General features: G+C 67.0%; 10 protein-coding genes and 2 pseudogenes. 10 read left to right on the top strand and 2 right to left on the bottom strand.

From position 1 onward, the window contains the following. The 8 genes and pseudogenes from ACFW0B_RS20095 to hutG all read left to right on the top strand — a co-directional run. Positions 1-382, top strand: a pseudogene (locus ACFW0B_RS20095) (urocanate hydratase); the annotation flags it as partial. Between the two features lie 167 nt (positions 383-549). Next, a complete protein-coding gene (locus tag ACFW0B_RS20090; RefSeq protein WP_449150748.1) occupies positions 550-1995 on the top strand; it encodes a purine-cytosine permease family protein in 1446 nt (481 codons plus the stop codon). A gap of 109 nt (positions 1996-2104) precedes the next feature. Beyond that, positions 2105-3634 carry a histidine ammonia-lyase gene (hutH, locus tag ACFW0B_RS20085; protein ID WP_449150747.1) on the top strand — a complete coding sequence of 510 codons (1530 nt, stop codon included), beginning with the start codon at positions 2105-2107 and terminating at the stop codon, positions 3632-3634. A 73-nt stretch (positions 3635-3707) separates the two neighbouring features. After that, positions 3708-5102 carry an amino acid permease gene (locus tag ACFW0B_RS20080; protein WP_449150746.1) on the top strand — a complete coding sequence of 465 codons (1395 nt, stop codon included), beginning with the start codon at positions 3708-3710 and terminating at the stop codon, positions 5100-5102. Positions 5103-5242: 140 nt separating this feature from the next. Continuing rightward, positions 5243-6094: an ABC transporter permease gene (locus ACFW0B_RS20075; protein ID WP_449150745.1), complete on the top strand. Its 852-nt coding sequence runs from the start codon at positions 5243-5245 to the stop codon at positions 6092-6094. Continuing rightward, positions 6091-6903: pseudogene (locus tag ACFW0B_RS20070) on the top strand (quaternary amine ABC transporter ATP-binding protein); the annotation flags it as partial. The gene ACFW0B_RS20075 and the pseudogene ACFW0B_RS20070, both read left to right, overlap by 4 nt. Before the next feature lie 149 nt (positions 6904-7052). Further along, positions 7053-8261 (top strand): imidazolonepropionase, encoded by a 1209-nt coding sequence (gene hutI, locus ACFW0B_RS20065; protein WP_449150744.1) that lies wholly within the window; start codon positions 7053-7055, stop codon positions 8259-8261. Continuing rightward, positions 8254-9057 carry an N-formylglutamate deformylase gene (gene hutG, locus ACFW0B_RS20060; RefSeq protein ID WP_449150743.1) on the top strand — a complete coding sequence of 268 codons (804 nt, stop codon included), beginning with the start codon at positions 8254-8256 and terminating at the stop codon, positions 9055-9057. The genes hutI and hutG overlap by 8 nt, the downstream gene beginning before the upstream one ends. 135 nt (positions 9058-9192) lie before the next feature. On the opposite strand, the gene ACFW0B_RS20055 is transcribed toward hutG, so the two are convergent. Continuing rightward, a complete protein-coding gene (locus ACFW0B_RS20055; protein ID WP_449150742.1) occupies positions 9193-9666 on the bottom strand; it encodes an NUDIX domain-containing protein in 474 nt (157 codons plus the stop codon). Then, the gene (locus tag ACFW0B_RS20050; protein ID WP_449150741.1) at positions 9663-10094 is read right to left on the bottom strand and encodes a hypothetical protein; all 432 of its coding nucleotides are present in this window, start codon (positions 10092-10094) and stop codon (positions 9663-9665) included. The genes ACFW0B_RS20055 and ACFW0B_RS20050 overlap by 4 nt, the downstream gene beginning before the upstream one ends. A 93-nt stretch (positions 10095-10187) precedes the next feature. On the opposite strand from ACFW0B_RS20050, the gene pip reads away from it, so the two are divergent. Both pip and dtd read left to right on the top strand, forming a co-directional pair. After that, positions 10188-11162, top strand: coding sequence for a prolyl aminopeptidase (gene pip, locus ACFW0B_RS20045; protein WP_449150740.1), 975 nt, complete (start codon positions 10188-10190; stop codon positions 11160-11162). After that, a complete protein-coding gene (dtd, locus tag ACFW0B_RS20040; RefSeq protein WP_077524717.1) occupies positions 11162-11599 on the top strand; it encodes a D-aminoacyl-tRNA deacylase in 438 nt (145 codons plus the stop codon). The genes pip and dtd overlap by 1 nt, the downstream gene beginning before the upstream one ends. Positions 11600-11605 lie beyond the last annotated feature (6 nt).

Here is an 11605-nt window from a genome sequence, read left to right as displayed (position 1 = left end):
ACTGTCCGCGCCGATCGTCATCGGCCGCGACCACCTGGACTCCGGCTCGGTCTCCAGCCCGAACCGCGAAACCGAAGCCATGGCCGACGGTTCCGATGCCGTTTCCGACTGGCCGCTGCTCAACGCCCTGCTGAACACCGCCAGCGGTGCCACCTGGGTATCGCTGCACCACGGCGGCGGCGTGGGCATGGGCTTCTCCCAGCACTCGGGCATGGTGATCGTCTGCGACGGTACCGACGAAGCCGCCGCGCGCATCGCCCGCGTGCTGACCAATGACCCTGCCACTGGCGTGATGCGCCATGCCGATGCCGGTTACCAGATCGCCATCGACTGCGCCCGGGAACAGGGCCTGAACCTGCCGATGATCACTGGCAAACGCTGAGGTCGAGGCCCATGCGCAGCTGTCCGCTCTGGGACTGGAGCGTTGCGCATGGGCCTTACGCCTGCAAAGGAGGCGCCGCAGAGCGCCAGGCAGGCACGACAGTTCTCGAATCTGCGCACGGATAAAAACAAGAGTTCGTCATTACAGCCGTATCGGAGAACAGTTAGATGACCCAGTCCATCGAGCCATCGGCCAAGCCCCTGATCGAACGCCGTTCGATCGATTACATTCCAGAGGCCGAGCGCCACGGTCGCCTCTACAGCCAGTTCACCCTGTGGCTGGGCGCCAACCTGCAGATCACTGCCATCGTCACCGGCGCACTGGCCGTGGTGCTGGGCGGCGACGTGTTCTGGTCGTTGATCGGCCTGTTCATCGGCCAACTGTTCGGCGGTGCGGTGATGGCGCTGCATGCGGCCCAGGGGCCCAAGCTCGGCCTGCCGCAGATGATCTCCAGCCGGGTGCAGTTCGGTGTCTACGGGGCGGCCATCCCGATCGCCCTGGTGTGCCTGATGTACCTCGGCTTCACCGCCACCGGCACCGTGCTTTCCGGCCAGGCCATCGGCCAGTTGCTGAGCGTCAGCGACAGTGCCGGCATCCTCATCTTCGCCGCGGTGATCGTCCTGGCGACGGCATTCGGCTACCGCGTGATCCACTACATCGGCCGGATCGCCAGCGTGCTCGGCATCATCGCGTTCGTCTACCTGTTCAGCCGGGTGATGGCCCTGGGCGACATCGGCGAGTTGCTGGCGATCCGGCACTTTAGCTGGGCCTCCTTCCTGCTCGCGGTGTCCCTGGCGGCGTCCTGGCAGATTGCCTACGGCCCCTACGTGGCGGACTACTCGCGCTACCTGCCGAGCAACACCTCATCCGTGAAGACCTTCCTCGCCGCTGGCCTCGGCTCGGTGATCGGCGCCCAGGTGTCGATGGTGCTCGGCGTGTTCGCCGCGGCCATGGCCAATGGTCAGTTCGCCGGCCGTGAGGTCGCCTACATCGTGGGTCTCGGCGGCGCCGGTGCCACGGCCGCGCTGCTCTACTTCAGCATCGCCTTCGGCAAGGTGACTATCTCCACCCTGAACTCCTACGGCAGCTTCATGTGCATCGCCACCATCATCAGTGGCTTCCGTGGGCACATCGAGGTATCGCGTACCCAGCGCCTGGTGTTCGTGCTCGGCATCGTCGGCGCGGCCACACTGATCGCGTTGCTGGGCCAGCACTCGTTCCTGGGTGCGTTCAAGTCGTTCATCCTGTTCCTGCTGGCTTTCTTCACCCCCTGGAGCGCGGTGAACCTGGTGGACTACTACTTCGTCACCCGGGAGCGCTACGACGTGCCGGCGCTGTCCGATCCCAATGGCCGCTACGGCCGTTGGAACATGCCGGGAATCATCGTCTACACCGTCGGCGTGCTGGTCCAGATGCCCTTCATCTCCACCAAGCTCTACACCGGCCCGATGGTGGCGCACCTGGGCGGCGTGGACATCTCCTGGATCATCGGCCTGGTGGTTCCCAGCGTCCTCTACTACCTCGTGGCACGTCGCAGTGCCCGGCCGGTGCCGGAGCGGATGGTGCTGCCGGCCGAATCCATAAACCTGGGCGAGTCGGCCAACGGCGCCTGATCCGGAAATTCGCAACAGGACGCGGCCTGATCGCCGCGTCCGCTTTTCAAACGCACGCCGCCAGAGGATGGCGGCGGACAGGGCCGAAAACCGGCCAAGGAGAACCTTGATGAATTTGAACCTGAAACCCGGCCAACTGACCCTGGCAGACCTGCGCAAGGCGTACCAGCAGCCCCTGCAGCTGACCCTGGACGCCAGTGCCGGCAAGGCGATCGATGCCAGCGTCGCCTGCGTCGAGAACATCATCGCCGAGGGGCGTACCGCCTACGGCATCAACACCGGTTTCGGCCTGCTGGCCTCGACCCGCATCGCCCCGGCCGACCTGGAGAAACTGCAGCGTTCGCTGGTGCTGTCCCACGCCGCCGGTGTCGGCGAGGCGCTGGATGACGCCATGGTGCGCCTGATCATGCTGCTCAAGGTGAACAGCCTGGCCCGTGGCTTCTCCGGCATCCGCCGCAAGGTGATCGACGCCCTGGTGGCGCTGATCAACGCCGAGGTCTACCCGCACATCCCGCTGAAGGGCTCGGTGGGCGCCTCCGGCGACCTGGCACCGCTGGCGCACATGTCCCTGGTCCTGCTCGGTGAGAGCAAGGCGCGCCACAAGGGCGAGTGGTTGCCGGCCACCGAAGCCCTGGCCGTCGCCGGCCTGGAGCCGATGACCCTGGCCGCCAAGGAGGGCCTGGCCCTGCTCAACGGCACCCAGGTGTCCACTGCCTACGCCCTGCGTGGTCTGTTCGAGGCCGAAGACCTGTTCGCCGCCGCCACCGTCTGCGGCGGCCTGAGCGTCGAAGCCATGCTGGGTTCCCGTGCGCCGTTCGATGCGCGCATCCACGCCGCCCGTGGCCAGCGCGGCCAGATCGACGCCGCTGCCGCCTACCGCGACCTGCTCACAGCCAGCAGCGAGATCGCCCAGTCCCACGCGAAGTGCGACAAGGTCCAGGACCCGTACTCCCTGCGTTGCCAGCCGCAGGTCATGGGCGCCTGCCTGACCCAGCTGCGCCAGGCCGCGGAAGTGCTGCAGATCGAGTCCAACGCGGTTTCCGACAACCCGCTGGTATTCGCCGAGCAGGGTGACGTGATCTCCGGTGGCAACTTCCACGCCGAGCCGGTGGCCATGGCCGCCGACAACATCGCCCTGGCCATCGCCGAGATCGGTTCGCTGTCCGAGCGCCGCATTTCCCTGATGATGGACATGCACATGTCCCAGCTGCCGCCCTTCCTGGTGGAGAACGGCGGGGTCAACTCCGGCTTCATGATCGCCCAGGTCACTGCCGCCGCCCTGGCCAGCGACAACAAGGCCCTGGCCCACCCGGCCAGCGTCGACAGCCTGCCCACTTCCGCCAACCAGGAAGACCACGTGTCCATGGCGCCCAACGCCGGCAAGCGCCTCTGGGCCATGGCCGACAACGTGCGCGGCATCCTCGCCATCGAATGGCTGGGCGCCTGCCAGGGCCTGGACTTCCGCACCGGCCTGAAGAGCTCGCCGAAGCTGGAAGAGGCCCGCGGCCTGCTGCGCGCCAAGGTGCCCTATTACCAGGAAGACCGCTTCTTCGCGCCGGACATCGAGGCTGCCAGCGGCCTGCTCGCCAGCGGCTGCCTGAACGCGCTCGTCCCGGCTGGCCTGCTGCCCAGCCTCTGATGCCATCCGGCCGCCCCGGGGGAGGGGCGGCCATCCCCCGGAGCACGACAAGAACAATGAGGAGTGCCAAGGAATGACGACACAACCCGGACTGCAGCGTGGCCTCAGCGCGCGGCACATCCGTTTCATGGCCCTCGGGTCGGCCATCGGCACCGGTCTGTTCTACGGTTCCGCCTCGGCCATCAAGATGGCCGGGCCGGCGGTCCTGCTGGCCTACCTGATCGCCGGCGCGGCGGTCTACATGGTGATGCGCGCGCTGGGCGAGATGGCGGTGCACAACCCGGTGGCCGGGTCCTTCGGCCAGTATTCGAGCAGCTACATCGGCCCGCTGGCCGGCTTCGTCACCGGCTGGACCTACGCGTTCGAGATGATCATCGTCTGCCTCGCGGACGTGACCGCGTTCGGTATCTACATGGGCTTCTGGTTCCCTGACGTGCCGCGCTGGATCTGGGTCCTGTCGATCATCTTCTTCATCGGCGCGCTGAACCTGTGCAGCGTGAAGGTGTTCGGCGAGCTGGAATTCTGGCTGTCCCTGCTCAAGGTCAGCGCCATCGCGGCGATGATCCTGGCGGGGCTGGGCATCATGTTCTTCGGCTTCGGCCTGGCAGAAGGCGCCGCCGCGACCGGCGTGCACAACCTGTGGGAACACGGCGGTTTCATGCCCAACGGAATCGGTGGCCTGATCGCCTCCTTCGCCGTGGTGGTGTTCGCCTTCGGCGGTATCGAAATCATCGGCGTCACCGCCGGTGAGGCCAAGGACCCGCAGCGGGTGCTGCCCCGCGCGATCAACGCCGTACCCATGCGCATCCTGCTGTTCTACGTGCTGACCCTGTTCGTGCTGATGTCGATCTTCCCCTGGCCGCAGATCGGCAGCCAGGGCAGCCCCTTCGTGCAGATCTTCGACAGCCTGGGCATCAGCTCGGCGGCCGCGATCCTCAACATCGTGGTGATTTCCGCAGCGGTTTCGGCCATCAACAGCGACGTGTTCGGCGCCGGCCGCATGCTTTACGGCATGGCCCGCCAGGGCCAGGCGCCGGCCGGTTTCGCGAAGGTTTCCCGGCATGGCGTGCCCTGGCTGACGGTGATGGTCATGGGTGCCTCGCTGCTGATCGGCGTGGTGCTGAACTACCTGATCCCGGAGAACGTGTTCCTGCTGATCGCTTCCATCGCCACCTTCGCCACCGTCTGGGTCTGGCTGATGATCCTGCTGTCCCAGGTCGGCATGCGTCGTGGCATGAGCCGTTCCGAGGTGGCCGCGCTGAAGTTCCCGGTGCCCTTGTGGCCCATTGCCCCGGCTGCGGCCATCGGTTTCATGGTGTTCGTCTTCGGGGTGCTCGGCTACTTCCCCGACAGCCGGCCGGCACTCTGGGTCGGCGCGGTCTGGATCGCCCTGCTGACGGCCGCCTACTGGCTGTGGGTACGGCCGGCGAACGCGGACCAGGGCGCCGTGGCGGTCCAGGGCGAATAGGGCGGAACCGATGGGCGGTCGAGCCGGCACTGCACGCCTATCCTTGATGGATGGGCTCATGGCGTCACTCCGCGTTGCAGACGGCTGCGCCCGCCCCCTCGGCCAGTGGGCGAGGGGGAACCCGCCCCATGGAGCCGCCCATGTTCCCCGAACGCTTCACCTTCTCCTTCGCCAGTTGGGTCAATGCCTGGGTCGATACCCTGGTGACCCGCTACGGCGCGGCGTTTCGCCAGGTCTCGGACAGCCTGCTGTGGTCGGTGGTGCAGCTGGAAAGCGCGCTACGGGCGCTGCCCTGGTGGCTTGTCCTGCTCCTGGTGGGCGCGCTGGCCTGGCACGCCACGCGACGTGTCTCCGTGGCGCTGGCGATCACCGGCCTGTTGTTCCTGGTCGGTGCCATGGGGCTCTGGGACAAGCTGATGCAGACCGTTGCGCTGATGCTGGTGGCGACCATCATCGCGGTGCTGCTGGGCATTCCCCTGGGCATTCTGGCGGCGCGCAGCGACCGTCTCCGCCGCCTGCTCATGCCCTTGCTGGATGTCATGCAGACCCTGCCCAGCTTCGTCTACCTGATCCCGGTGCTGATGCTCTTCGGCCTGGGCAAGGTGCCGGCCATTTTGGCCACGGTGATCTACGCCGTGCCGCCGCTGATCCGGCTGACCGACCTGGGCATCCGCCAGGTGGATGCCGAAGTGCTGGAAGCCGCCGATGCCTTCGGGGCCAGCCACTGGCAACGGCTGTTTGGCGTGCAGTTACCGCTGGCGCTGCCGAGCATCATGGCGGGTATCAACCAGACCGTGATGATGGCGCTGTCCATGGTGGTGATCGCCTCGATGATCGGCGCCCGTGGCCTCGGCGAAGAGGTGCTGATCGGCATCCAGACACTCAATGTCGGCAAGGGCCTGGAAGCGGGGCTGGCTATCGTGATCCTCGCGGTCGCCATCGACCGCATCACCCAGGCCTACGGTCGGCCCGAACGGGGGCAGGGACAATGAGTGGCGATCGGGTGGACAAGATCGTCCTGCGGCGGGTGAGCAAGGTCTTCGGCCCGCGCCCCGACGAGGCCCTGGAGATGCTGCGCCAGGGAGCCGGCAAGGCCGAGGTGCTGCAGGCTACCGGCTGCGTGGTCGGCATCCACGACCTGTCGCTGTCCGTTGGCGCGGGCGAGCGTTTCGTGGTGATGGGCCTGTCCGGCTCCGGCAAGTCCACGCTCGTGCGGCATATCAACCGGCTGGTCGAGCCCAGCAGCGGCCAGATCCTGGTCGATGGCGAGAACGTCCTGGGCTACGGCCCGGAGGCCTTGCGCGAGTTCCGTCGGCACAAGGTCAGCATGGTATTCCAGGGCTTCGGACTGTTGCCCCACAAGACTGTCCTGGACAACGTCGCCTACGGCCTGCGCCTGCGTGGCGAGCCGAAGTCCAGCTGCCTGGACGGCGCCCGCTTCTGGATCGCCCGGGTCGGCCTGGAGGGCTTCGAGGCGTCCTTGCCGCGGCAGCTTTCCGGAGGCATGCGGCAGCGGGTCGGCCTGGCCCGTGCGCTGGCCACGGACACCGACATCATTCTCATGGATGAAGCCTTCAGCGCCCTCGACCCGCTGATCCGCGCCGACATGCAGGACCAGCTCCTGGCCCTGCATCAGGACCTGGGCAAGACCCTGGTCTTCATCACCCACGACCTGGACGAGGCACTGCTCATCGGCCAGCGCATCGCCATGCTGCGTGATGGCCGGCTGGTCCAGGTCGGCCGACCGGAGGACATCCTGGCACGGCCGGCGGACGACTATGTCGAGCGCTTCGTCGCGCGGCACCGCAACCGTTTCCTGAATCCCGACTGCTCCCGGAACGGAGGAGTCGAACCCACCCCCAAGAGGAATTCCATGCAATCCCCCACCAACCCTTCCAGCGTCGCCGGCAGCCAGCCTGCGCGGACGACGGGCGAATCGGGAGGCCGTAAATGAAACACCTCTGGCACAACTGCCACGCCGCCACGATGCAGGGCGGCAAGTACTCGATCATCGAAGACGCGGTGCTGCTCACCCACGCCGGGCGCATCGAGTGGATAGGCCCACGCGCTGAGCTGCCCGCCATTCCCTACGATGTCGAAGTCGACCTCGGCGGCGCCTGGGTCACCCCGGGGCTGATCGACTGCCACACCCATCTGGTGTTCGGCGGCGACCGCAGCCGCGAATTCGAGCAGCGCCTGGAAGGCGTCAGCTACGCCGAGATCGCCGCCCAGGGGGGCGGCATCGCCAGCACCGTGCGCGCCACCCGCGAGGCCAGCGAGGACGAGTTGCTGGAAAGTGCCACCCGCCGCGCTCGCCAGCTGCTGCGCGACGGCGTGACCACCCTGGAAGTGAAATCCGGCTACGGCCTGGACCTGGCCAGCGAGCGCAAGATGCTGCGGGTTGCGCGGCGCCTGGGCGAAACCCTGCCGATCACCGTGCGTGCCACCTGCCTGGCCGCCCATGCCCTGCCGCCGGAATACGCCGGGCGTGCCGACGACTACATCGACCACATCTGCCGCGACATGCTGCCGGCCCTGGCCCGCGAGGGGCTGGTGGATGCGGTGGACGCCTTCTGCGAGCACCTGGCGTTTTCCCCGGCCCAGGTGGAGCGGGTGTTCAAGGCGGCCCGGGAACTGGGCCTGCCGGTGAAGCTGCATGCCGAGCAACTGTCTTCCCTGCATGGCTCCAGCCTGGCGGCGCGCTATCAGGCGCTGTCGGCGGACCATCTGGAATACATGACCGAGGACGACGCCATTGCCATGGCCGCCGCGGGCACCGTTGCCGTGCTGCTGCCCGGCGCCTTCTTCCTGCTGCGCGAGACCCAACTGCCGCCCATCGATGCCCTGCGCAAGCATGGCGTGGCGATGGCGGTGTCGACCGACCTCAACCCCGGCACTTCGCCCGCGCTTTCCTTGCGGATGATGCTGAACATGGCCTGCACCTCCTTCCGCCTGACCCCGGAAGAAGCGCTGGCCGGCGCCACCCTGCATGCCGCCAGGGCCCTCGGCCTGGCCGATAGCCATGGCAGCCTGGAAGCGGGCAAGGTGGCCGACTTCATCGCCTGGGACATCCAGCGCCCGGCGGAACTCGCCTACTGGCTGGGCGGCGACCTGCCCAAGCGGGTGATTCGACATGGACAGGAGATCAACTGTGGATAACGTTCTTTCCTTTAGCCGCGGCAACGTGCCGCTGCTGATCAGCATGCCCCATCCCGGCACCCTGCTGACCCCGGCGGTGGAAGCCGGAATGGTGGAAGCCGGCTGGGACCTCACCGATACCGACTGGCACATCCCGCGCCTCTACGATTTCGCCGCCGATCTGGGGGCGAGCACCCTGGCGGCGCAGTATTCGCGCTATGTCATCGACCTCAATCGCCCGGCTGACGACAAGCCGCTCTACGCCACCGCCACCACTGGCCTGTACCCGTCGACCCTGTTCGATGGCGAGCCGCTCTACCGCGAAGGCGAGGAACCCTCGGCGGCGGAGCGGGCGCGCTACCTGGCGGAGATCTGGACGCCCTATCACCAGACCATCCGCGATGAGCTGGCGCGGATGAAGGCCGAGTTCGGCTACGCCATGCTGTTCGACGCCCACTCCATCCGCTCCTTCGTCCCGCGCCTGTTCGACGGCCGCCTGCCGGACTTCAACCTCGGCACCAACTCCGGCGCCAGTTGCGATCCGGAGCTGGCCGATGCGCTGGTGGCGGTTTGCGCCGAGGCGAAAGACTACAGCCACGTGCTCAATGGCCGCTTCAAGGGCGGCCACATCACCCGCCACTACGGCCAGCCGGACCAGCACATCCACGCCGTGCAGCTGGAACTGGCGCAATGCACCTACATGGACGAACAGGTGCCCTTCGACTACCGCGAAGACCTCGCGGTGCCGACCCAGGCCGTGCTGCGCAAGCTGTTGCAGGCGATGCTGGAGTGGGGCAGGAAAACCTACGGCCGATGATTCGGTGGGATCTTGTTGTAGGGACGAATTCATTCGCCAAGGGCTGCGTAGCGGCCCCAAGCAGCTCCAAAGGGCAGCCCTTCGGTCTGCTTGGCGAATGAATTCACCCCTACAGCGGTTTGCAGCGAATGTCCGCTACCGCTGCAACCCCAGATGGCGAATCACCACCACCTCGGCGGCGACCCGCTCCCAGACGTCATCCAGCAGTTCGGCCGGATAGAAGGGCAGGGCGGTCAGCTCGTCGCGGCTGATCCAGGCCAGTTCCCTGATTTCGAACTCGTCGCCACCCAGCCCCGCGAGGTTGGCCAGGCTGAGTTCGCCGCGCCAGGCGTCGATCCGGTAGAACAGTTCCATGTGGAAGCGGCCCATGGCGGGTTCGGCGAATTCGCGGACGTAGACCAGCGGGCCGACGTCAACGTCCAGGCCGGTCTCCTCCATGAACTCGCGGCGCACGGTGTCGCGGGTGGATTGGTCGCTGACCGATTCGAAGCCGCCGCCCGGCGGGATCCAGTAGGTGTCGTCGCCTACCACGTGCTTGACCAGCAGGATGCGGTCATCGCGCACCAGCAGGCCGGCGGCGCGGATGCGATGGGTGAGTGGCGCGCTCATTGCCAGTCCAGCCTGGCGAGCTTCCACTCGCCGCCGTCCAGCCACCATTCCAGCTTCACCCCGTAGTGCCGGGCGCTGTCGGGGATCAGCCCTTCGGCACCGGTGAGGGTCACCTGGGCGTCGGTGTAACCCTTCTCGCGGTAGGTCGGGTCCAGGCTGTTGGCCTTGCCGAGGGCGATCACGCTGACGTTCTTGTGGCGCATGAACAGCAGGGTCATGGTGCGTTTCGCCCAGTCGCGGTCGTTCTGCTGCTGGGCGATGAATTGCGGGTGCAACTGCTCCAGCACCGCGGCGGTCTTCTTCGCTTCGAGGTTGTCCTGCAGGCGCTGTAGCGCTGCATCCAGCTCCGCCGCCGGGTCGTCCCGGCCACAACCGGCTAGGCTTGCCAGAACGCAGAGCGTCGGCAGAGCGATCTTCCTGAGTAGCATGCTGAACTCCTTTTTCCTCGTTATGATGCCCGGCAGATTAGAAGGCCGGACTCGCCCAGGGGTCGACCTTTCGCACAGATTCGGGAGCCCAGAATGCAGACTTTGTATCCGGAGATAAAACCCTACGCCCGGCACGAGCTGGCGGTGGAGGCGCCGCACGTGCTCTACGTGGACGAAAGCGGCACGCCGGAAGGCCTGCCGGTGGTGTTCATCCACGGTGGCCCGGGGGCTGGCTGCGATGCCCTGAGCCGGCGCTTCTTCGACCCGAACCTGTATCGCATCGTCACCTTCGACCAGCGCGGCTGCGGCCGTTCCACGCCTCACGCGAGCCTGGAAAAGAACACCACCTGGGATCTGGTGGCTGACCTCGAGCGCATCCGCCAACACCTGGGGATCGACAAATGGGTGCTGTTCGGCGGTTCCTGGGGCTCCACCCTGTCGCTGGCCTATGCCCAGGCGCATCCCGAGCGCGTACTGGGCCTGATCCTGCGGGGCATCTTCCTGTGCCGTCCGCAGGACTTCCACTGGTTCTACCAGGAGGGCTGCAGCCGCATGTTCCCCGACTACTGGGAGGACTACCTGGCGCCAATCCCGGCCGAGGAGCGTGGCGACCTGATGCAGGCCTTCTACAAGCGCCTGACCGGCCCGGACCAGATCGCCCAGATGCATGCGGCCAAGGCCTGGTCCACCTGGGAGGGCCGTACCGCCACCCTGCGCCCCAGCGCGCCGGTGGTGGACCGTTTCAGCGAGCCGATGCGCGCCCTGTCCATCGCCCGTATCGAGTGCCACTACTTCGTCAACAACGCCTTCCTCGAACCCAACCAGCTGCTTCGCGACATGCCGCGCATTGCCCACCTGCCGGGGGTGATCGTGCATGGCCGCTATGACGCCATCTGCCCGCTGGACAACGCCTGGGCCCTGCACAAGGCCTGGCCGAACAGCGAGCTGCAGATCGTCCGCGATGCCGGCCACGCCGCTTCCGAGGCCGGCATCACCGACGCCCTGGTGCGCGCCGCCAACCAGATGGCCCGCCGCCTGCTGGAACTGCCGCCCGAGGAAGACGCCTGATGAAGGCACTGCTGCAACGGGTCAGTGCCGCCCGCGTCGAAGTGGAAGGCGAGGTGGTCGGTGCCATCGACCAGGGCCTGCTGGTGCTGGTGGGCGTCGAGCCGCAGGACACCGAGGCCAGCGCCGACAAACTGCTGCACAAGCTGGTCAACTACCGGGTCTTCGCCGATGCCGAGGGCAAGATGAACCTGTCCCTGGGCGCCGTCGGCGGTGGCCTGCTGCTGGTTTCCCAGTTCACCCTGGCCGCCGATACCAAGAGCGGCCTGCGCCCGAGCTTCTCCACCGCCGCGTCTCCGGCGCGCGGCGAGGAACTGTTCGACTACCTGGTGGAACAGGCCCGCCTCAAGCATCCGCAGGTGGCCACGGGGCGCTTCGGCGCCAACATGCAGGTGCATCTGGTCAACGACGGTCCCGTCACCTTCCTGCTCGAAAGCTGAGCTGGC

The organism is Metapseudomonas phytobenefica, from assembly GCF_043392685.1.
GTDB lineage: Bacteria > Pseudomonadota > Gammaproteobacteria > Pseudomonadales > Pseudomonadaceae > Metapseudomonas.
The sequence above is the reverse complement of the archived record's forward strand: the minus strand, read 5'-3'. Positions and strand labels throughout refer to the sequence as shown.

Coding starts and splice junctions, on each gene's coding strand:
- ACFW0B_RS20090 (WP_449150748.1), top strand. CDS start 550: ATGACCCAGTCCATCGAGCCATCGGCCAAGCCCCTGATCGAACGCCGT.
- hutH (WP_449150747.1), top strand. CDS start 2,105: ATGAATTTGAACCTGAAACCCGGCCAACTGACCCTGGCAGACCTGCGC.
- ACFW0B_RS20080 (WP_449150746.1), top strand. CDS start 3,708: ATGACGACACAACCCGGACTGCAGCGTGGCCTCAGCGCGCGGCACATC.
- ACFW0B_RS20075 (WP_449150745.1), top strand. CDS start 5,243: ATGTTCCCCGAACGCTTCACCTTCTCCTTCGCCAGTTGGGTCAATGCC.
- hutI (WP_449150744.1), top strand. CDS start 7,053: ATGAAACACCTCTGGCACAACTGCCACGCCGCCACGATGCAGGGCGGC.
- ACFW0B_RS20055 (WP_449150742.1), bottom strand. CDS start 9,666: ATGAGCGCGCCACTCACCCATCGCATCCGCGCCGCCGGCCTGCTGGTG.
- ACFW0B_RS20050 (WP_449150741.1), bottom strand. CDS start 10,094: ATGCTACTCAGGAAGATCGCTCTGCCGACGCTCTGCGTTCTGGCAAGC.
- pip (WP_449150740.1), top strand. CDS start 10,188: ATGCAGACTTTGTATCCGGAGATAAAACCCTACGCCCGGCACGAGCTG.
- dtd (WP_077524717.1), top strand. CDS start 11,162: ATGAAGGCACTGCTGCAACGGGTCAGTGCCGCCCGCGTCGAAGTGGAA.